Source organism: Sphaerisporangium album, assembly GCF_003323745.1.
Classification (GTDB): domain Bacteria; phylum Actinomycetota; class Actinomycetes; order Streptosporangiales; family Streptosporangiaceae; genus Sphaerisporangium; species Sphaerisporangium album.
The window spans coordinates 17,940-42,055 of the sequence record NZ_QOIL01000030.1; the positions used below are offsets into that span (position 1 = coordinate 17,940).

The following is a 24,116-nucleotide window of genomic DNA, read 5'->3' on the forward strand; positions in this document are numbered from 1 at the left end:
TCACATGCCAAAGGATGGTCCGGATCCTTGTGACTGTTGGAAGGGCAGCGAGTAGACAGGCGTCGTGCCCGTGTGCGCCGGATTGGCCGGCGTGCCCGCAGACGGCGAAGGGACCGGGGCCGCGCTCGCGCTTACTAGGGCGCGGAAGGCTTCAGCGCTCTTTGGCGCCTCGACGGAGGTGGCGGCGCCTTCACGATGTAGCAACCACGATCCATCAGAGTCTACGGTGAAGTAGCCCGGCAGTTCGGACGGCCCCGTATCGGTGACCACGAACGTCTGCTCTTGGGCGTAGACCGATAACCTTGATCCGCTGGCCTTCGCTGTCCTTGTAGCGTGCAGCACGGCTGCCAGGGGTGAGGTCCAGGCCAGCAGCAGGAACCTTTTGCCGGACGCCAGCATGCGGGCAAGGTCGGTATGTGCTTCGGTATGGACCATCGGTTCACTGCTGCGTATCTGCTCGAAATCGGCCTCTTCTGGGGACAGCGTGGTGATGTTGCGCCCGCTAATGCCTACCCATATGCCATTCGCCGTCACCATCCAGTAGCCAGTATCGGCCGGTGGAGTGTTGCTGAGCCGTGCCTCTGCCTGACCTTCATAGCCGTAGACGTAGTGCGGCTGGTTGTGACCGCGGGCTCGCTCGGCGGCATGAGAAAGCGCGATCGTGACCGGCCCATCCCATTGATAGTCCCTCGGGGCGGCTGGAAGCGTGTCGGTATAGCCGGCGATCAGCCTGGCCGCTGCGGACTCGGCGATCCGCAGTGCATGGGGGAGCGCCGCAGAACGGTGCTGAACGCTCTTCAGCTCCTGTATCAGTTGCTTGAGTTGGTGCACGTTTTGTGTCTCTGGATTCTTGTGCAGCCCCGCCTCGATGTCAGCGTGCACCGCGTCGACGAATTTGCCTTGATCGTGCAATCTCAAGGTGGCGGCGTACAGATGAGCGAGTTCTGGATCGGTGAAATCGTCAGGCCCTTCCAGCACTTGGCGGACTTCAGGAATCTGCGCGGGATCGACAAACAGCCGGGCCAGGAGGTGCAGCTCGTCGTGGTGTGCGCCCGCCTTGCTGGCCTGCTCATCCCGACCTGAGGGCATGATTGCTACTGGCTCACTGACGTGAGACGTTCGTTCGCTGCCCCTGACTTCGGCCGTCTGCTCCTGCCCGCCGTCGGATGTGCTCGCGCCCGGATTGGTGCTTGTGTGATCGTGGATGAGGACGAACCGGTTCTGAGCGGCGAACTCAGCCAGCAGAGCAGCGAAGTTCTCGTCGCTTTTCTGTGAAGTCCATGCACGGCCGCTCACCCGGGCCTGGCGCTGACTGGACCACAGGAAGTGGCCGATCTCCTTGGTCGCCCGAGTATCATTGGGGTCGTTCTTTTCGGTGCCGTGCACCACGATGACATGGCCAGCTCTGGCACGGTCATCTGGGACGATCTCAATCCAGGCTCTGTCGCGCTGATCCTGCGCTCTGGTTGCGGAGCGGTGCTGGCGCGCAGCGTTGCGCGCATACTCAGCGCTGCCGCGTCCGGCGACACGTGTCCCACCGACCGTTCCGACTGAAATCTGACGCGCGGACCACCGTCGGGACTTCGGCGCCTGGCTGATCGGGATGTGATCGGGGCCGTAGACGACGACAGTGCTATCAACGATCGCGTAATGGTAGCCGTCCTCCCCTTCTACAGGGTTGGCTTGGGCCGACGCCGCAGGAGGCACTGCAGCATCTGCGGTGGCGTCACTGGGCGACTCGTTGAGCGCGCGGCCGACCGTGGCAATCACCGCCTGATTCTCGACGTGTCGGGTTTGGTTGTTGAAGTCGCTGCGGGCATCCATCGTGGCGACTGTCCGGTGAGCGTCCCAGCCGGCGAGCTGTGATAGACGCTGAAGCTCCTCACCGCTTCCCGCCTGGTGACTGAGAAGAGGTTCGTTGCCTACCTCAAGCTGTTTCATCGCGGCGACTGCGGCCCGATGCATCTGCAGATGGCTGCGGATCCGATGCTGGACACTGGGCTTCCCCGGCTGGGCCATGCGACTGGCCCAGGCCTCGTCGAGAGCTCTGTTGGCGGCTCTCCCGAATCGGGAGTTGTTCAAGGCGAGGCGAGTCGGCGAACTTGCCCAGGCTTTCCATGCCTCCTCCACAGCGCCCCTGGCGTGCCGCATCCGTTCTTGGGCAACGGCGAGCCCCTCCTCGGAGGACACGTCCGCGTACGGTCCTGGGCTCGTCTCTCCGCCCAGCTGCCGGGCGTCCTGCCACAGCTCTTGTCTCAACAAACGATCGGCAGCCCACAGCGCCTGCTCCTGAGTGGGGTAGGTGTCGGCGCTGGCAGGCTGCCCTTCGGGCAGTCGGTAGACGCGGACTTGTCTGCTGTGCCGACTGGGTTTGCCGGTGACGTACCTGCCGCCCGGAGCCAGAGCAGCGAAGTCCGGTAGCGGACGTGAGCAGGCCGTGCGCGCCTGGGCGAGTGATGAGTATGTGGGACGTTCAGGCAGGGCGGCCAATGGTTGAACGAGCGGGTCGAATGTCTCGCCGTAGCGATCTTGTTGGTGTGGAGCGAGGCTGCCCCCCGCCATACTCTGACCATTTCCACCCGCCGACTCTGATGCGGATGTCGAATCCGCATGGTGCTCGGCGCCAGCTTCTGACGCCGATGTCGCTGTATTGGTGGCTCTGCCCACCCCTTGCGGCCCGTGGACGGCCGCGGGAGCTTCTCGGTCAGGCGTTGACACGATGGCCTTGGAACCGGCCTCCCGCAGGCGGCGGTACACCTGTGGTTGTAGCTCAGCGATAAGGTCCGGCAGCGCCTGTGGGTTGTGCTGTGAGAACCAGGCGGTGAGGGTGGTGCCACCATCAGTGGAGGCCTGCGTCTCGGCCAGTTCTAAGGCGTGGTCGGTCAGCCACCGTTCAAAGACGAAGGCGAAGTTGTTCTCGTCGAGGTTGGCACGCGCCGCCTGGGCGAGTTTGGGGTCGCTGAGGGCTTTGGCCAGCAGCTCCTCGCGGGCGGCACGGATGACCGACGAGGGGGCAGCATGGGCGGCAGTCGCGGCAGGCGAGTGCAGTGGACCCGACGCCGCCGCCACCGGAGCCGACGGACCGATTACGGTGGCCGCAGCACCGGAGGAGAGCAGTGCTGCCCGTAACTCGGTAAGGAAGGCAGGGGCATGGCCGATCGCGCGAATGCGCGCCGCGTGGCGATACCACGCTTCGATCAGCGCCTTGTGCAGCACACGATCACCTGGGGCCTGGTAGCCTCCCTGGCCGGGCCCGGCCAGCGACAGGGCAATCTGGTAGGCGCTGTGCGCGGCCTGTTCCACTCGGTCGCCGTGGTGCTGTTGGAACTCCTCGAGGGAGTCTTCTCCATCTGTGCGACGCCATTGCGCAGCCGAACGCGCGCCCAAATATTGCTGAGCGGCAATGTGTCCCTGTTCGAGTTTGGCTTCCCTGGTGCGTTTGCCACCTGCGGCTAGCAGCTTGCCGGTCCGGGTATCGACCCATGACTTGTGGAGGTCGGTGAGCTGCTGAAGCTCGGCCCGATACTCCTCCGCAGTTACATACGCGGGGCTGCCGTCGGCGGCGATTCGGTGTGCGTCCAGGCGGGCGTGATGGATGGCCGCGCCACGGGCGATGGCATAGAGCAGTTGCCGCTCGCCGTCGTCCCGGCAACTGTGGCCGGCCTGTAGCGCAGCGACGCTCACCTGACTCCACCGCTGCAGCGCGATTGGCAAGGAGCGACTATCGGTGTTCTTCTCGAGGACAGTGCGGTAGATGACCTTGAGGTCGCTGGCTTCGAGCGGGTCAGCGGTGGTGGAGCCGGCATGTCGGTAGGTCCATGTTCTGAGGTGCTCCACCACCGTCTCACGCTCGTGACTGCTTACCCCGCCGTCGTAGTACGGCTCAGGGGCCGCGTCCAGTTCGCGGAGCGCGGATTGGACGTGCTCGTCGTCAGCGCTTCGCTCCCACGACTGAGTCATGAGTCGCTCTATGTCGTGCGCTGGCATCGCGTGCAAGTGGGCGCAGTGCTGCATGGCATGACCGGCCAAACGACCGGCCGCGCGCGCCAGGTCTCCGCCCGATGCGTCCCGCAGTGCGGAGGCTGTCGCGCTGATAGCGGCGTGTTCTGCGATGACAGTTTGCCGGTCGGCACCTGCGGTAAGGGTGGTGACTTGCCTCCTCAGTTGGGTCAGGAACTCATCGATCGCGGCCTGGATCGTCGCGTCGGCGGCACGGTACGTGGCCGCCGAGTGGATGATTGCAGCGAGGTCATCTGGGATCTGGATCCGGCCCGCCGCGATGGCGGCATCGGAGGGGTACGGGCCGCTCAGCACTGCAAGAGACCGGTAGTCGGTGTCTGCCTGCTGAACTGGCCGTGCATGGGCGAGGGCAGGGGGGAAATGCTGCGGAGCGGTGGCCAGCGTGATGAAGGCTTCCTGGTGGTGGTAGGTCCACCGGCCCTCAGGGGTGATCGAGAGGTGTCCGTCCGCGGGAGCGAACGTGGCCACCAAGAATCTGTCTTGAGTTGGGAAAACGTAGCAGGTGCGGTCGATGATGCGTGCTCGATCGGCAGCGGCGTGGCAGGCATGGCTGAGATCAGCGTGGCGTGTGCTGTCGTAGATCAGTTCCGCCCCGTCGGTGAAGGCGCGGTACAGCTGAAGCGTGGTCAGCTGTTCGATGTTGGTGCGGAAAACCTGATCACTGAGGTAGCGGCTGCGAAAGTCGTCGGGTACGTCGGGGAAGCCGGACAAGGACTGGTTGTTCATCCAGCGTTCGAGTAGAAGCAGTTCGCTTAACGGGAGCGCGGGGTAGCTGTGGACGTACTCGCGTAGCTGGTGATCGTCAGCCGCCTTCGTCAGTAGTCGCTGATGGGCGGCATCTGTGGGTCCATTGCCTGCGGGACGCGGAGCAGGCTGGACGGGATTGGCCTCCCGCCAGCGCCGCGCCGCGACTGAGGGGAGCAAGGTCGCGGAGAAATCCTCACCGCCGATCGAGCCCTTCCGCAGGAAGACGACCTCGATACGGGCGGCGACCGGGATGGTCAGTCTCACTAAGCCATCGACGATGAACTGGTGCAGGGCTTGGAACAACTCCTGCTCCCTCAGATAGCTTGCGGCTGCGTCGCCGGCGGGAGTGACCCGGTAGACCCGCTCATCGGCCGCCGTGTCCGCCGAAGAGGAAGCGGCGCCGCCTTGCTGGAGGGCTGCGTCTGACACTGAGGATGGCGAGCCTGTGGGAGAAACCGGCTCTGTCTGCTCCACATGCCCCCGCCCGTCGTTGGCGCGGACAGAAGGTTCGTCGGGGGCGTGCTGTTTGAGGGGGTGATTGTCGGGCTGACCCGGAAGCCAGCTCTCGAAATATGCCTGCGCCACCAGTGGTTGCTCATCCATCTTTTGATGCTTGTAGCTGGCAGCGAACCATTGAGCGAACTGCTCCGCATCAGGGGCCTGTAGACTTTGCGCAACCTGAAGCGCGTAGGCATGCGACGTCCCGTGTACGGACGAGGAGCTTCCCTGGCGCGGAGACTCTTGCCCACCCGGCTTACCACGCTCATTCTTCAGCTCGTCATCCAGCGCTTTGAGTCGATTTTCCAACTCGTCCAGCTCATGTGCTTCCCGGAAAGCCTTACCCAGGGAAGCCGTTGCCTTCTCTATCTCACCCTCTAACCTTTGGATTTCCGCTATGGCGGTTTGCCTTACTGTTTCCAGCGCTGTGAGCTTGTTTTCGAGGCGCGTCACTAGGCCGATTCCGCCAGGCAGATTGTTTCCATCTAAGAAAACGCCCCCTTCGGGGCATCCGCGTAGCAACAGCAGAACCGATAGCTCACGGCCGCGATCTAAGGACGCGTCGAGCGGGAAGCCGCCGATCGTGCCGATGTGAAGTCGGCTTGTCCCCATAATGCCGAGGGCCTGCAAGCCGCTGTCGATCTCCTGGCGAAGGCGTTCAGCCGCCTCAGTCCGCTTGGTATACGTGACCCCGGAAATTTCCATGGCAAAGGCGTCACCGGCGGTGGGCGCCCGTTGCTTGAGTGCCGCTTCGACGCTAGCGATCAAGTTTCTTTGGCCACCTATGTCCGACCCCCGCTGGGAGATGATCAGGCGAAGGCTGTTCTGATCGCGGGCATGCTGACTGCGGCGCCTCTTAAGGCGCTTTAGGTCAGCCTCCATCTGCGCCTTTTCCATGATTCGGGGATCGTCGGCGCCGACAGAGGCTATCTGGGCGTACATGATGGTGTCCCCATCAGGAATGTCCAGAGTGCGTACGGTCGGGTCCCGCTTCTTCAAGTACTTCAGAAAGTCTGATTTCCGTTCGCATGCCTGATCCCGGAACGGCTCATACGACCTCTGTGTCCGGTAGATCTTGATGAAGATCTCCGGGTTCTGATTCCCCTGGCGGCGGCCGCGTGCATCTTCCTGATCGTGATAGTCGGGCCGCCAGTGACCGTGCACCTTATGAATACCGATGACTCGCGTCTGCACATTGGTCCCGACCCCCATCTTTTCGGTGCTGCCGATGAGCACATTGACATGGCCGGCGTTGCATGCGGCGAACAGTTCTCCCTTCTGCCGCCGATTGGTGGCCTCGTGAATGAATCGGATCCGCTCGCGAGACATACCCTTGGCCACCAAGCCGTCACGCAGTTCCTCATACAAATTGATGCCTGCCCCGCCCGGTACACCCATGTTGCAGAACACCAGTTGCAAGCTGCCCTTGACCGGATCCGGTTCGCCGCTTTTGGTGACATAGTGGTCATCGTCTTTATGGAGCAGCCACTGCTGGTAGATCTCGTCAGTGATGAAGCTGAGCTTTTGCGGCTCGTCGGTATCCAGTCGGACCAATCCGACATGCTGGGCGGCCTTGAGTCCGTCTTGTATGACCGAGACGACGGTGTCCATCCCTTTTTCGCGCCGCGCGCCTTTAGCATTCCGATACCGCGGCTCCAGCTCATTCGCTTGATAGGCCAGCAGAGCAGCAGATGGGGGGATGGGTACGATCTCGGCAGATCCGCCGATCAGCGCGGGCCGCTCCAAGCCAAGATCGTCATACTGCTTGATGTCGGCGATCTCATGATAGGTCAGCAGCAGTTCGGGAACGTTGACCAGTTGAGTGCAGCGACTCTTGGGCTCGTAGGCACCATTGGCCTTCAGCTCCAGGCGGGTCTTCTGTGTGGCATAAGTGCCCAGCCAGGAATCGGGAGTGTCGAACCCGGCCTCCTCCAACCGATCCGGACGGAGATACCGCTGCAGGACGTAGATCTGGCTGATCTTATTCGTGACCGGTGTGCCTGTAGCAAAGGTGCATACCCGCTTGCCGTAATGGGATCGAGTATAGCGAATCTTCATCTCGGCATCGAACGCCCGGGCGGACCCAGGAATCGCTTGATCCTGCAGGTTGGACGGAGTGAACAGGTTATTAAGGTCCTGGGACTCGTCATAGCAGATGTAATCGATACCGGTGTGCTCCCATGACAGGCCGCCGTACTTTGTGCGCGACAGCTTATCCTTCGCGCGCTCCTCGAATTTCTGTAGTGCTGCGGCGGACTCTTTGATCGTGTGCTCGTCGCCGTCGGACTCAGCTTCTTCCTGGGCGGCCTCGAATAGCTCGTTGAGCCATTTGATGTACCGAGTCTGTGAGCCCTCGGTCATCGCGATCTTCTCGAAGGCCGAGCGGGTCAAGATGACGGCGTCCCAGTCACCGGTGGCGCACCGGGCGACGAACTCGCGCTGCCGTGTCCCGGGAATGGTGGCGTCGTTCTTCCCTGAGCGATCGGCGAGGTCGTCGTTGTCGGCGCACAAGATCCTCGCCTGCGGATACGCCCACAGGAACTCGTCACGGATCTGAGCCAGCATGTGGTTCTTGACGCAGATTACTGGCTTGTTGATCAATCCGAGCCGTTTAAGTTCCATGACCCCGACGATTTGCTCCAACGTCTTGCCGGCGCCCATGTCATGGAAGAGGCCCACTGCCGGTTCATAGATCATCCGGGCTACTGCGGCGATTTGATGTGGGAACAAGGTGACCGTCGCGTTCAGCCCCGGTAGTGACAGCTCCACGTCATCGTAGCTACGCAGCACGATCGCATTGTGATGCCAGTTGTATAGTCGTGCTACTTCTTCAGCACGTTGCAGGTCCTCCCATACCCATGTGCTGAAACGGTCGTTGAGTTCTTCCGCTTTGGCCTGGGCCGCTTCAGTTTCCTCGTGATCGGGAACCAAGGAGCCCTCAGGGGTCTTCTTCGATACGTTGATGGGGCGCAGGTTGAGCAGTTGCTCCGCAAGCCTGCCCGCAGAAAGGTGGGCGGTTCCCCAAGTGGTGGTCGCCAGTACGCTCTTACGGTTGTCCCCCTTGACGCTCCAGACACCATGGTTGCGGGTCACCGTCAGCTCCGGGTCATCCAGCAGTTCACGCAGGAACTGCTGCACGTAGTCGGCTTCAACGAAGATGCATCCCAGCCGAGCCTCGATTTCCGCCGGGCCAAGGTCTTCGGGGATCACTGCGGTCAATGCCTCGACATTGACCTGGAACGCGGGGTTTTGGTCGGCGGCCGCCTGGGCCTGCTTCAGCTTGACCCGCACATTCCCGGACAGATAAACCGGGCCTGGTATGAGGACACCTTCGCCAGGGTCCTCGAACACCAGTGTCCCCAGCGCGACTCGGGCGGCCGCTGCGTCTGCCAGTCCGAGCAGGCGCGCGATCACCTCCAGGCGGACCTCGGCGTAGGAGTCTAGGCAGATCGCGAGCGCGTCCGCCGGGGTTTCGGCGTGGGTGCGTGGTGCTCGAGGCGCGCGTACCCGCTTGTGGAAGATGTCTGTCTTGGTGGCTTGTTCGGTGGTGGGGTCGTATCTCTCCAGCGCCTGCACCGTGACGCCGAAGGGGTCAAGCAGGAGGCGGGTAAGCACGGGAGGGCGGAGCTTGACCTCGGTGACTTCGCCGGTGCTCTTGTTCGTGCGCTGCTGGCGATTGCTGCGGTTGAGAAACCCGTAGGTGGCTTGGTAGAAGTCGTATCGGTGGTTGAGCTGCTGGCGCAGCGCGTCGATGTCTGGCGTATTCTCCGCCGTGGCGGCCTCGGCCTCCAGCAGCGCGACTACGGTATCCCGTAGCCCCAGCAGGTGGCGCAACTCCTTGACCTGGGATTTGGGGACGTTGAAGGTTTCCTCGAAGCCGTTCACGATCCGGGTGAAGCTGCCGTCACGATGGGCGGTGATGAACCCTTCGAAGCGTGCCTCGCGGGTGGCGCCCACCCGTACCTCATCCAGGTTCACCCGCGCGCCGGAGGGCGGGCGAGGGCTCATCGTCAGCCCGCGCGCGGTCGCCTCCGCCACCACGCGATCTAGCGCCGCTGACAGCGCTACGGTCAACTGACCTGTCGGCCTGACCTGCAACTCACTTTCATTGCGGGGGCCGTGTCCGATCCTGAACTCGCCTAAGACCATCTCGGGATGGTCGCGCCAGTATTCATTGATCTCGACGCTTTGGCCGTCGCGCTCGAGGGTGACCACGTTGTGCCAGGCCAGCGGATCCGGTTCCCGCCCCGCTTCACGGCGCCGCAGGATCAGCAAATCGGTCACCACGTTGGTGCCGGCCGCTCGCTGGTGGGCTCCGTTGGGCAGCCGGATGGCGGCGACCAAGTCAGCGTAGTGGGCGAGCTCAGCGCGTGCCTCCGCTCCCTTTGTCGACCCGTCCATGGTGTAGCGGGAGGTGATGACGCTGACGATGCCGCCCTCGCGGACGAACCGCAGTGACTTGATTATGAAGTGGTTGTGGATGGAATGCCGACCGGCGTTGTACCGGGGATCGCTGAGCACGACCGAGGCAAAGGGCACGTTGCCGATCGCGGCATCGAAGCTGCCGGCACGGACATGGGTGTCGGCGAAGCTCTCATTGCGGATGATCGCATCCGGGTAGAGCGCCGAGGCGATGTTCGCGGCGATCGACTCCACCTCGACGCCGACCATGGTCGTGGACTCGGCGACATCCTGCGGCGCCATGCCGATGAAGTTGCCGGTGCCGCAGCCAGCTTCCAGCACGAGTCCGCCGTCGAAACCCAGACGGCGTAGTGCCGCCCACATCTGCTCCACGATGGCTGCATCGGTGTAGTGGGTATTTTGGGTGCTGCGGCGCAGGTCGGCGATCTGCTCGGCTGTCAGCAGCTGCTCAAGCTCCTCACGGGCGAAGCTGAAGTCGGCGTGCCGCTCCTTGAAGACCTTTTCGGACACCGCTCCAAAACCCGACCATCGAGCCAAGATCTGTTGCTCGTCGGCGGAGGCTGGCCGAGCCTCGCGGTCCAACCGTTGTAGCAATTTCAGGGCTTGCAGGTTGGCCCGCACGCGGGCCATGTCCTGGGAAGGCGCGAGATCGGACTGCGTGCGGGGGGTGAACCGGATCAGCCCAGCAGGGCCTCGATCTGTTGCTCGTCCTCCGGATCCACCAGAATCATCGTCCGAATGACTTGTTCCTCCGCCAAGTGGCGCGCCATGTTCGCCAATCCCAGATTGTCCATGAAGCTGCCGCTCGATGGCCTCGGTGTGCTCTCTGTCAAGGTCTCGATCTCCTTGACCGCTCGTTCTCCCAGATCCGTGAAGAACTCCTCCGGGTCGTCGATCTTCTCCAGCCTCTCTGGTAGCCACCTCTGCCAGTGCTCCAGAGCCTTCATGCCGTACTGATTCATCATCTGCATGAACCTCGCCTGCTGCGGGTGCGGCCTGACCGTCCATCCTGTCATCTGTCGGTGCCGCCTCCTGCGTTCCGGATCGATCCCGCTCAGCCGGCGCTGACTCTCGCTCATCGCCGGAAGGCGAAGACCAAGCGCTCACGCCGTCATTGCCCGGCAGGCGACTGGAGGAGGCGGCATGAGGTGCCGTAGGCGGATCCAGATCAAGATCAGCTAAAAATGGTAGCGGATCACCATGCAGAATCTCACCGCTGTCTCGGTCGGTGCGCCCTTCCCACATCGAGGCCAGGCGTCGATGCTCGGCGTACACCCGCAGGAACTCCGGATCGCCTAGGCGGCGGCCGGCCTGCCACAGAGTGCTTGCCGTGCGGGACAGCGCGTGGAGCCGTGCGTCCAATTCCGGGGTCAGGAGTCTTTCTGGTTCGAGTTCATCCAGGCGCGGATCATCTGCGGCAACTACGTCAACGAAGTCGTCGGCCTGGAGATACAGGGTGGCGGTGTGATCGCCGATGTGATGGTGAAGCTCGAAACCTCCGTCGGAGCCCTGCCGCAGGATGCCCAGCAGTTGTTCGGTGCCATTGTTGTAGGCCAGACGCCGTCCCACCATCGCCAGGTTGGGGCGTTGAGGGTCGGTCAGCAGATGCGGTGTCCCCGCATGCGGTTGTCCGGATGGGTGCCAGCCGCGCTCCCGCAGTCTTTGCTCAAGCTCGTCACGGATGTGACTCGGCTGCTGCGGCGCGGTTTGGTGTGCCTGGAGGAGTTCGGCGTCCGACATCGAGGTCCACTCACCCCGCAACCGGCGGGTGTGCTGGTCCGGCGCCTCGTAGCCGTCATTTCGAAGAAGGGCGGCCACCTCTTCATGCAGCGCTGCGGCTCCTTCGATGTCGCGCTGCACAGCGTCGCTGAGATAGTCGGAGATCACCGCCCAGGAATCCGGGACCTCACCCACATCCTCTTCTCGCAGCGAGACGAGTAGCTGCGCCATCCGGTGGCCGGCCGCCTGCTGGGCGCCGGTGGGGTCGGCAAGCGCGGCGATCGCTGAAGGAAGCGCCGCGATGCGTTCGCTGGCGTGGCGTTCCTGCTGGTGGCGTGTGAGTTCCGCCTCTCGAATGCGGTCGACTGCGGCGAAGACCCCGTACATCTCCTGCCACTGCTCCCGCTCCGCTTGCATCGCTGGGGTCGGCGGTTGTTGGTGAGGCAGGAATTCCAGTCGACCTCGGGCGTAGTCACGCGCGCCCGTGTACCGATCGAGGTTGAGCTCTTGCAGATCCGCTGGCCACAGGGCCTGGCCGAACTTCGCGATGACCCACTGCCAGCCTTCCTGGTATTCGCGAGAAGGAGCGTGGGGCAGACCGCGGCGGACGCGCTCGGCGTGCAGGGCGACCAGTTGAACGGTCAAGTAGGCAACGGTCCCGTGCCGGTGGTCGAGGTCCAACAGCCGGTCATGCTGCTCGGCCAGGTCGAAACCGGCACGAATGGATGCGGCCAGGGCGTCGAGGTCACTGGCCGCGAGTCGCATGTGATTCGCCGCGAGATCTTGGGCTGTCGAGCTGTCCCACAGCCCCGGTTCGCTGTCGAGTCCGTTGAGATACGCGGGGATGGCCGCCATGCCGGCGACCGAGACTCCGAGCGCGTGCGCCTGCTCGACGCAGCGATCGAGTGCGGTATCGAAGCGTAGTTCACGCAAGTGGTCGGCCCGGCGTACCAGGATCTCCTCGGGCGGGTGGCCCCAGCGTGCGGTGCGAAGGGTCCGGCCGCGTCCCGTGGGCGCGAGGGTTCCCTCTCGCCCATCCGAGGCCTGCCAGCGGCCGGTTCCTGGGACGAACTCGATCGGCGCCTCATAGGTGGGCTGCTGGTTCAGGGTTCCGGTGATGGTGACCTGCTCGGCAGCTCCCGGGGTGTCATTACCGCGCAGACGTTTGAGGTCTGCGGTGGACAAGATGACGGTGAACTCGATCTGATCCCCGGTGATCAGGTCAACGAGGGACTCGACCGTCCGCCCGGTGGACTCGGCATACCCGCGCAGGGCCTGGGCGCGCTGCTCGCGCTCGGCATGCTGCTGGAGCATCACCGCGATATGGGCCGCCGCTTTGATCGCCGGGGTCGACGTGCGGCCTCGGCTGCGATCGAAGTCCGCCCGAATGGAGGTGACAGCATCGTGCAGATCCAGACCCTGGGCTGAGCGCCAGTCTCTGACGAATCGCCGCAGCTCCACCGACCGCCAGGGGAAGGCCCGGCCCTCGGGGCCAACGAGCTGCCTTTCCAGCATGACCGCAAAATGGGCGACCTCCTTGGCGCGGATCCGCATGTCCGAGGGCAGCACAGGCAACCCCGATCCCACGGCGCCGATCTGGAACAGACGCCCTTGCTGGAACCAGAACATGTTGCCGGAGGCCGATACCGTCAGCGTCGGTTCTGCGGCCAGGTCCTGTAGTTCGGCGGCCGCCTGGCCACGCTCGCTGTCGGGTAGGCCTGCAAGGATGTCATCGCTGTGCTGGCGCAGATACTCACGCAGTCGCTGGATGGTCAGTCGCACGTCGGTGAGAAGCACCGCTGGGTCCCGCACTGCGGGGCTGTCGTCTTGATCCTGAGCAGGTTCGAAGGGCACGAATGTGAGGAGAGCCTGCTGGGGCGGCGGCGAACTCAGGGCAGCGATCGTCGACTCCCGGGTCTCCTCGGACAGAGTCGGCGGGAGGCTGCGAACCAGCAGATCTCGATACAGCTCGTCGACCGCGGAAGCGAGGGCGGAGAACTGCTCGCTGGCATCTATCTGATCCCAGTCGAACAACTGCCCATCGGACAGGCGCAGGTCCTTGAGCGCGGTGGCCAAGGCGGCGGCTTGCTGGTCGGAGACAAGGTCGGTGTGGTTCAGCAGCAGGCCGCTGCCGGTGTGCGCGATGAGCCGGGACGCCGGCGCGGAGTCTGGATCGCTGATCAGGAGGAAGGAGCCGTCGCCGAGGAGTTGAAGCTCCTGGTGATCGGCTAGTTGGCGCGCTCCGTGTCTGGTCGCGGCGTCGGGCGTGTCGCCTCCCGCGCGCAGGTGCTCCCGAGCCTGGTGCAAGGTGGTGAACCGTGCCGGGTACCGGTCGATGGCCGTGGCCGGTTGCCCGCGATGCACCAGATGCTCAAGGGCGTCGCGCCAGCTGTGCAGCGTCAGGTCAGACGGGTCGATGTTCTCCTGTTTGAATCGCCATACGCTCAAGAAGCGGCGTATCCGGCCCAGGAGCTCATCGCCTCGCAGGACCCGGTATTCGTCCTGGTCATCGACGCGTTGCAGGACCACGTCCAGATCTGGGGCGGCGCCGGGTGGTAGCTCGGGCGGGCGCCGGTAGGTCACCTTCGTGGTGGAGTACATGCGTAGCGCGGTCAACGGCCGTCCCAGCTCGTCGGCATGGTGACTTCCGAGGGGCCGCAGCGGGCCCATCGGGGTGCCGGTGCTGTCCAGGGCCTGCCAGCGTCCATTCAACAGGTGAAGCTCGCTGAAGGGGGTACCTGCTTGTGTGCGGCTGTCTTGGGCGATCCGCCCCGTGACGCGGACCTGCGCACCGCGGGGGGCCGGGATGCTGTCGAAGGCCTCAGGATTGTCGGTGGCAGAGGCGGCGAGGAGGACGGAGAACTCGTCTCCTGGTTGCAGCAGGTAGGAGTGGGCGTCTTGGTGTTGTGTCCATCCCTGGGGGAGTGGCTGGTCGACCGCAGCCGCGGCCGCCGGCGGCATCAGGCGCTGCGGCTGGGCTTGGTCCAAGCGGGTGACCAGGGGGGTGGGTACCCACCGGGTGTAGAGACTGCGGTAGGCGTCGTCGACCTGTGCTTCGGTGCCGTCGGCCAGGTGGATGGTCACATCCTGGAGCGGGCCGCCCTGAACGCAGTCGAACCGGTCTCCCGCGAGCCGGGCGCGTACGAACATCTGCTGGTCGCCGGCGATTCCTGCAGCCTCGCGGATCCGCTGGTCGAAGTCGGGGAACTCGACACTGTCCCCGGCCTGGAGCCGGTAGTTCGGGACCTTCTCGCCATAGCGGACACCGTTGATGTCGCGGACGATGGACTCGTCAGGATCGCGCTGCAGTCGGGCGTTGCGAAACACCTCGGTGGTGGTGCCGTCGGTCAGGGTGACCTGGAAGACGCCAGGGCGTACTTCGCTGCTGTCGGCTACCTCCCCGAGGATGGAGGTGCGGTTCCAGTCGGGGCCCACGCTCACGAGGATCCGGTCGCCGATGCTGATCTGGTCGCCGTAGACATGCCAGGGGCCGGAGGCGGCGCGGCCGGGGATGACGTGGACGGCCGCTTCGTGCTCGGTGACCCATGCGGCCTCAGGCGTCGCGTAGCCGTGGTTGCGGTCGTGCTCGCCTTTGACGCGTCGCAGTGCCTCGAGCAGGGGTTCCTGTCGACCAGAGCGCCAGGCCTGGTTCAGCTTAGGGTCGGGGGGCCAGGTGTAGGGGGCGCCCGCGCTGTCGATGAGCTGATGTTCATAGGCGCCGGCCAGGGACAGCGCACCCTTCAGGCCACCATGCTGGGGCTGGAATTGTTCGGGAACAAGATGCCCGTGTACGGCCGACACCAGCTGGTAGGTGTACCGCCCCTTAGATCCGCTCCGTTGCACCACCAAGCGATGCCGGCCCGCCAGCGTGTAGTTGCCGATTTCCTGATCGGCATTGTCGGCCACCCCCCGCAAGAACATACGCATCTGGGGGTGCATCGCCACCGACTCGTCAGCGGCCAGTCGGCCCCACTGGCGCAACATCTGCGCCACATCCGCCGGCAAGTCGGCCTCGGCCGGTGCCGGGGCTGGCCGATCAACCCGATCGGCCAGGGGCGAGGCGGCATCCGGTTCTGGCTCCTGGAACCCGGCGGCTGTCTGCCCCGGATCGGCGAGGGCGTCATCGTCTGCGGCGTTGGCGGGTGCGGCTGCTGCAGGGGGCGACGCGAGGCTGGAAGGATGAGTCGCACCGGCGCCGCCAGCGGCGGGGGTAGGCGCGGCGCTGTCGGCGCGGCGCTCTTGGGGTGTGGTCTGAGGATCTTCAGGTGCGGCCGCGACGGCCGGGCGGCCGGCGATGGCGCGCACATCTTCGGATTCCAAACGGGTGCGGTGTGCCTCGGTACGGCCCTCTACCGTCACCCGCCATCCCCCATCGGAGGCCGGACAGTAGAACGCACAGTCGGGCCGATGCAGCGACACGACGGTGTATCCCTCCCGGGGATACACGTAGATGGCCTCCGGGTGCTGGCCGAGCAGTGTGCGGGCGTGTTCGGCAGCGTTGCCGACGTGGACGAACGCCTCACGCAGCCACTCGCCGCCGGGGACATCGACATGTCCGGGCTCGGGCATCCGGCGTACCCGGCCTACCGTGCCGTAGCCGACCAGGTGCTGCCCGCCGTCGGGGAACAGGACGAGCAGCTGCCCGTTGGTGATGCGCTGCACCCGGGCCCAGCGCCCGTCGACGTCCACCGCGTCGTGCACACGAACGTCGGCGGCGCGGTAGGCGCTGGCCATAGCAGGGAAGATCGGCGTTCCGTACTCGACGATGTGATCCAGGTCCAGTGCTGCGCTGGAGTCGCGGAAGGCGAGCTCGGTGATCAGGTCGTACTGCGGGGCGCGGGGCAGGGCTTCGACGTGCCCGTCGGCGCTACGGCTCCACTGGAGTTTCCCGTCGAGCAATCGGACCCTGAAGTGGGCGTGCTGTGGTTCGGCGACGTCGGCGACGAAGACATCGTCCCGGGCGTACAGGTGGTAGGGGCGGCCGCTTTCGCGTGCCCGCCCTGCGGCGTGCCTGACGGCATCGGAGGCCAAGGCGAAGGCGTGTCGCTCCCAGCGGGGCACCTGCCGGTCGCCTACTCCGGTCCATTTCGGGCGGCGCGCCCGGGTGATTGCCAGATAGTCGTGCCGGGTGGTGGAGTCGTCGGCGCGGGCGCAGCCGACACTCTTGTCATTGAGCCGCAGGATGCGCAGCCATTCGCCGTTGACCTCGATCAGGTCGTCAACGAGCAGGTCGTCAACGGCGAAGCCGGTCCGCCCGGGTCGGGGGAGCAGCGGCTCGGCGTTGTCATCCAGGTCGGCGAGGTCGTACGCGGACTGCGGATCGGAGGTTGATAGGGCGCCGCCACGGTCGGCGTGAAGGGCATCGGCAGTGACCTGGTGCTCCTCGTCGGCGGGTTGGCTGGCGTGGCGCAGCCCGCGAGCGGGGCGGGGCAGGTAGTCGGGGTCAAGGACACGCAGATGGTCATCGAGCTGATCGGCCAGCCGCCGCCACGCGGCGGCAGCGCCCGCGTGGGCCGTCGCCAGTGAGACCGAGCTGGTGGCGGGAGTGTCGGCGCGTGCGCGAGCATAGATGGCCGTTGCGTGCAAGGTTTCGTGCGGTGTGGCGCCGATGAGCGCCGAGAGGCCACCGTCGTCGTAGGCCACGTAGGCGAACGTGTAGCCGTGCTTGGCCGTATCCACGCCCCCCAGGAAGGCATCGTTACGCTGCGGCTGGCGGTTGGGCGCCAGGACGGCCAGCTCGCTGAGGTGGGTGTCCCAGGCCGCCAGGGCCGTGAGGATGTCCCGGCTGATGGTGGCGCGCAGGCCCGGGGCCAGGTGGGGCCATGCGCTCGTCTGGTCGATCAATGCGTGCAGCTGCATCGCCTCGGTGTGGAGCTCTGCATCGCTCATCGCCTGAAGCGCCTGGAGGTGGCGCCGTACCAGGCGCGTGGTGAGCGCAAGCTGATCAGCGGTCACGAAGGCCGCCAAGGGCTCCAGGTCGGGAAGGGGCAGGTTGAGAGCAGCGGCGATAGCGGTGATGCGGTCGGCGTTCAGCGCGAAGGATGGGCTTGGAGACGGACCGGTAGCTGGGGTGGTGTCGGCGGTGTGCTCGGTGCCGGGCCGTGGCGGCTGTTGTTCGGCTGGAGTGTCAGGCGCGGGCGGCGCCGGTCTGGTGGTGGCCACCGAAGCGGCGGGCAGCGCCACCGCGGATCCTGGTCCGATGGGGTACCGAACAGGCATCTCCATGGTGTGGCCGGCGGCAGCCCCCCCTTGGCGGTGAGTCATGTTGTCCACGCCGGCGGGTGTAGCAATTGTCTCGGCGAGGGCAGACGCTGCGGCGTCAGGGGCCGAGGCGGCCTCGGTTTTCGAAACAGCTGCTGAGGTGGGGAAGCTCACGGGCGTGTCACTGTCGAACCCCACCGCCGAGGTGACCTGCACAGGAGTAGCGGGCACCGCGTCGTCGGCGATCAGTTCAGCTGGCAGTGGTGCGAAGCGCGGCAGCAGCACCACCTGCTGAACAGGATCATCACCGTCGATGGGAACGGTGCGGGTGGAGGGCTCGGCGTAAGCCCCCCGGTGCAGCACGCGGCCGGTCAAAATCACCTCGCCGCCGGTGGTGTGAGGTTCTTGGATCAGGACGAACAGGCGGAAGTTGGTGTTCAATCTCCCCAGCGCGTCGCCGGGCTGTAGCTGTGACAGGGGTTTTGTGGTCATCCACTCCGCGGGCAGTTCGGCTGCCAGCGCGCTGATGCGATCGAGCACCTCCTGGTGTTCTGCGGAATCGCTGTCGTGTTCGCCGACGGTGGCCGAGAACAGGTCCTCGGCCTGCGGCGCCCTGGCCACACCGGAGCCCGCTGAGCCGATGGATCCCAGCGGTGTGCGTCCGGCGAAGCTGATCACCTGATCGCGGATCGCCTCGGCCAGCCGATCCAGTTCGTATTGCAGGGCCTCAGCGTGGCCGGTCGTGCCGGTGATGTCGAACACCTCACGGCCGCCGACATAGGTGCGATATGCGGCCATCGCCTCGACGAGGATCCGCCGTTGCTGGTGGGTCAAGGCCGGCCGCACCCATCGATCGACGATCTGCTGCCAGGGCACGACACCGCGGCGGGTGCCGTCGACGGCGCGGACCTCGATTCGCAGACCCTGGCGGGTGGCCTCAACGAACCCTTGGCCGCTGATCCGGGAGCCGAAGTCGGCCAATCGGGCCGCATCGCCCATCGCCGCGACCAAGCTCGCCCACCAGTGGGTGTTGAACAGGCTCAGTCCCTTGATCACGTCCTGGTCGACAGGCGGCTTGGGGGCAATGCCCAGCTGAGGCGCAAAACGCTCGGCCGCGACATCTAGAGGAAGGCTGGAGCTCTCCCAGTCCTTACCGTTATAGGTCATCCAGATGTCGGTCAGGCCGTCTTGCCAGTAGGTCATCTGGTAGACGACCCCCGCATCGCGCAGTGCGGAGAGAATCCGGTCCTGCACGCGCTCTGCATCGGTGGCCGGCTGTGCGGGTTCCACCGCAGTGGCCGCGTCGGTGGGGTCGATGCCGTCGACGGCGACGATGCCGCGCACCGCCGCGGCGAGCCGTTGGTGGAGCTCCTGCTGCCGGTTAGAAAAGTAGAAGGCGCGAAACTCCGGCGGCAGGTCGATGTGGCCCTCGCGCATGAGTCGTACCAGCCAGACCGAGAACACACGCTCGGTGAAATCGTCGGGATCCAGTGTGGCAGCCGAGGACCGCAGCGGCAGTTCAGCCAACGCCAGCGTGGTGACCGTGTCGGCCGCCGTCACGATTGTGGCGGGCGCGGGGTGGTTGGCGCGCAGCAGCGACTCGATGCTGATCAATGTGCGATCCAGGTACAGCTGCTCGCGCGCCTGCAGGGCGGCCCGTCCCAGGCGCCGTAGCCGATCGCGTTCGGCGCCCGCGGCCGCGGCATTTGCAGGATCGGCGGGCATGTCGGCGTTGTTCAGCACATGCTGCAGCACGGCCCAGCAGCGGTATATCTCGACCGGCTTGTGCTTGGGGAGTTCCTCAGCGAAATCGGCAATCGCCTGCTGGATACGAGCGGTGTCGAGGGGGGTGAATATCCCCTTGGGCGCAGTGATCGACCACAGGCTCTCGACTGCGGCATCCAGTGAGGGTGCCGGCTGGGATTCCTGACCGGGTGAACGCGGCTGCTCACCGGGCGCGGTCGCCAGGGGGGAGGGGTCAGCTGGGTCTGCCTGGTCAGCGGCTGAGGCGTTCTGCGACCTGGGATGGTGCGTCGTGGCCGGGGGAGCTGCCAGCTCAGGGGGGCGGGGAGCGAACTCTGGCAGCAGCATGACCTGCTGCCCGGGGTCCTGGCCCGCTGTGGTGATCGCCCAGGTTGCGGGCGCACCGTAGGTCCCGTTGGTGAGGGATCGGCCGATCAGTTCGACGGTGCCCTCGGCTGCACGGGGAGCTTCGATCAAAACAGAGACCCGATCGGGTGCGACAAACACCGCGTCACCGGCCTGGAGCGTCGCGAGTTCCTTGGTGTCTGCCCACTTTGGCGGTAGCGGAGCGGCGAGTTGCCGGATGCGCTGTAGCGCCGCTTGCTCGGCAGGGGACGGGTCCTGGTCAACATCGCTGTGCGCCAGGTCAGTGGTGAACAGATGCCCGGATTGCGGGAGCTGGTCGGCCTGCGTGGCCACGGCGTTTACGGGGCCTAAAGGAGTACGACGGGCGAAGTCCATCAGTTGATCGCGCACAGTCTGCGCGAGGGTGTTCAGTTCGCGTTGCGCGGCCGCCGCCTGGTCGGTGGTGCCTGTAGCTGCGAATGCCCGATCTCCCGCCCGGTACAGGCCGTGGACGCGCATCGCCTGTACCAGGATGCTGCGCTGGTGGCGGGTCAGGCCAGGGCGCACCCACCGGCTGATGAGCTGGTGCCATGGGACGATGCCGTGCCGCGTCCCTTCCCGCGTGCGCGCAGTCACCGCAACCCCTTCGGCGGTGACCACCCCAAGGTCGCCGTAGCCGTACGGGGTGGAGGTCAGGCTGCGAAGTTCCTGAGCATCGTCCAGGGCGGCCAGGAAGTGGGCCCACCACTGGACGCTGAAGTGCTGGAGCGCATTGATGACGTCGCTGTCCAACGGCAGCTTGGGGACGATTCCTAGCTGTGGGGCGAAACGGGCTGCGGCAACATCCAAAGGAAGATGAGCTTCTTCGGGTTCCTGCCCGTTGTGCGTCATGAAGATAGAGTTTTGGCCATCTTCCCGGTAACGCATCCGGTAGACCACGCCGGCGTCTCGCAACGCGGTGAGGATCTGGTCTTGAACAGCCTCGGCCTCATCAGCTGGGCGCACCGGCTCCATCGGCCTTCCCGTGGGATTGACGCCCTCAATCGCCACTAACGCCCGCACCGTAGCGGCCAGCCGCTGGTGAATCCGCTCTTGATGCCGGCCAAAGTAGGCGCGACGGAACTGCGGTGAAAACTCCATCGCATCCGCCCGGATGACCCGCGCAAGCCAGACCGACAAGATGCGCTCGGTGAAGTCGCGTGCATCGGCCGAGGCGGCTGCGGCGCGGATGTCCACGAGCAGAATGCACTCTGTGATCTGGCTCAGGTCGTACAGGATGGCTTTGGATTGGCGGCGTTCAGGGGGAAACCACGATTGGAACCTGATCGGTTCCTTGCCTGGGTGTACCTGCTGCCAGGCTTGCAGGGCCGTGTCGGCCAACTGCCGCAGTTGCTGCCGGATCTCGGATGCCTCTGTATTGGCCGGACCCGGAGGCCGCCAAGCAAAGTCCAGCACGCGCTCCAGCGCCACCCACTGACCGTAGATTTCCACCGGGTCGGCTCCGGCGAGTGCCTGGGCCAGAGCGGAGGTGGCGCGGTTGATGCGGTCGCGATCGGCCGCGGCGAATAACTCCGGTGGCAAGGAGACCGCGGTGAGGGCGCCTGTGCTCCTGGTCAGATCCGCCTGGTGGTCCTCTGCGGAGAAGAGCGTGGCCACAGCGGCCTGCGGGCCGGTGGGACCGTGCTGGAACTCCTCCCATCGCCGGGAGAGCTCATCGGCCAGTTCGTCGAACCGCGCCAGAGCCGCTACGTCCTCGGGAGTGGGGTTCTTGTCGATCGCGCTTGCGGCGGAGGGAGCCTGGCTGTCGTGGAACAGGGTTTCGCTCTGTGGCGCTGCCGAAGGACGGGGGCGGGAGCCAGAACCAGAAGGGGCGGATTTGAGCGGCGTCTTGGCGGCGAAGCCGATAAAAGCATCGAATACTTCCTTGGCCATAGCCTGCTGCTCAGCGCGTATGGCTTCCACACCGGCGTAGTTTTCAAATCGTGTGGCGTCGCGGCCGACGAAGTACTCGCGTGTGGCATTCTCTGCTTCGACCAGGATGCGCCGCTGCTCCACACTCAGCGCGGGACGAAGCCACTGTTCGGTGATCTGCTGCCAGGACACGACATCGCGGCGGGTGCCGTGAACAGTTCGCACCTCGATTTGCAGGCCATCGCGAGTGGACAGCACTCCGCCTTTCCCGGCGGGTTTGCCCGTTAGTCTGCGCACTCGAGACGAGTAATACATGACACTGACGAATTCCGCCCACCAGCTCCGGCCGTGGACGTGCAGCGCGTCAACGATGTCGCCATGCAAGAGGGGGTGCGGCTTAATGCCTAATTGGGGCGCGAAGCGAGCGGCCGCCACGTCCAAAGTAACATCTTTTGCCTGCATTTCTTTGCCGTTATCGGTGACAAAGACCGAGGTGATCCCGTTGTCCCGGTAACGAATTTGGTAGCCGACGCCGGCGTCACGCAGTCCAGAAAGGATCTTGTCCTGGAGGCGCTCGGCCTCGGTACCGGGCTGAGTGGGCGCTATTCCTGCCCCTGGGCCGGCGGGATCTATTCCCTCGACAGCGACGACACCGTGGACCGCGACACCGATCCATCGGTGAATGCGATCCTGTTTGTTTGAGAAATATGCGGTGCGAAAGTCTGCGGGCAGTTCCTGCGAGGAGCGAACCAGCCGGACCAGCCAAGCCGACAGCACTCGCTCGGTGAAGTCCTCCTGGTCGAGCGCGGCCGCCGCCGCCCGGAGGGGCAGATCCACCAGCGCCTGCTCGATGACGTTTTGCAACCCTGCAAGCACGTGCGTTGAATCTGGCTTGTCCGGGCCGAAATACATCTGGGGAGAGATGTCCTCGTTGCCGTAGGCCCGATCTTGGGCGGGCACCACGGCGCCCGCTAGTGCCAGCAGACGCGTGCGCTCGCGCTCACCGTGGTCGGTCTGCGCAGCGGGCCCAACGACGGTCAGGAGATGCTGTAGCACCACCCAGTGGCGGTAGATGTCCCAGGTCTGCCGACGCTCCACCGCTTGGGAGAGTGCGGCGGCCGCATGGTGTATCCGCTCCTGGCCGACGGGGGAGAACGCGCCCTCGGCAATCGTAAGCGTCCGCAAACGCTCGACCAGCGCTTCAGCGTAGGCACGCCGCTGCTCCCCTGGTGCGTCGGGAGCGGGAGCGGGGAGCTCCGCCGCGCTGGCGGCATCTGTCGGTAAGCCGAATAGTGATCTACTTTGTAAAGGCGCGCCGCTCGAGGCATGCACATCGCCACGCCCACCCGAGTCAGACAACACGCTCTCGCCAGCATCAGCCCTCGTGCCATTAGAATCAGAAGGAGACGCGATAGGAGCTGGCACGGCTTGGTGGCGTGATTCCGTTCGCGTGCTCGACGAGGACGGCGGTTCGTTGGCGTTCAGGCCGGCGGAGTGATCAGCGGGCGGGCGAGCAAGGCGCAGCACTTTGTGCTCGGCGGGATCGACCAACTGCTCGACGTCAGACCCATCAGCCTTGCGTAGCGTCACGACCTTCACTGTTGGGCGATCAGGATGGTCCGTCACATCGTGGACGTCCCCCTGTTCCCACAGCCCTCGGCGTGAGACCACGCGTATCCGCTCACCCCTAGCGATGTCAGCGATCCCAATCGGCCCGCTCGGAGGTTGTTGCCGCTGCAGGAGGCCACGGCGCCGTTCGTCGTCTTCCCGCACGGCCAGCGACGAGACACCATGTGAGCGGTCGTACTCGGCGATCAGCCGCTGGATTTCCTGTCGAATGTTGAGCCCGTCGGCCGAGCGCCACAAGTGAATCTGGTGACGCACCTGGGGTGAGCTCCACGGGAACGTGACGCCGGCGGTATCGCGGACGCGGTCTTCGATCCATTCGGCTATCGCTTGCACCTCTTGGCCGCCGCGGCCCTCCAGCAGTACTGCGGGCAAGCGCAGCAGCGTGCGGGTGAGTGCGATCTGGAAGTCTCCCTGATGATCGGTGTAGATCAGCAGATGCCCTTGAGGGCTGAGCCTCAACTCACTGTTGCGGCGGATGTGCTCGATGAGCGCACGCTGGCTTTTGACTTTGGCAGCGTAGGTCTCATCGGTGTCGGCGGGGCCGAACGGCGTGCGCCGTTGCCGCTCCGGCATCGTCTCCGGCGCCGGGGTGGCCAGGTAAGCCAAGAGGTCACCGAGGCTACCGAACCCCGGCACGCTGGCGTCGGCGACGCCCTCGCTCTGGTTGCTCAGATCCTCAGGCGTTACCGCGGGGACGGGTGCGCCAGGCACTGGGGGAGCGGGGGATGGTGGGCTCACTAGGTCGCGCAGCGAGGCGGGTGTTTTCAACGCCCACACGGTGGGCTCTGCGGTTGCGCTTTCCAGCGCGTAGGTCCATTTGGCGTCTGGTTGCGGATCTGGGGACTGGAGCAGGGTGCCGGTGAGCTGCAGTCCGTCGGGAA

Annotated in this window: 1 protein-coding gene (only partly in view); it reads right to left on the reverse strand. The window is 65.2% G+C overall.

Translation table 11 applies throughout. The features are described 5' to 3' along the window. Positions 1-24,116: the 3' portion of a DnaB-like helicase N-terminal domain-containing protein gene (locus DQ384_RS36535; protein ID WP_147269020.1), read on the reverse strand. Its footprint extends 7,621 nt past the window's final position; the window shows 24,116 of its 31,737 coding nt (coding positions 7,622-31,737); its start codon lies beyond the right edge, outside the window; it ends in the stop codon at positions 1-3.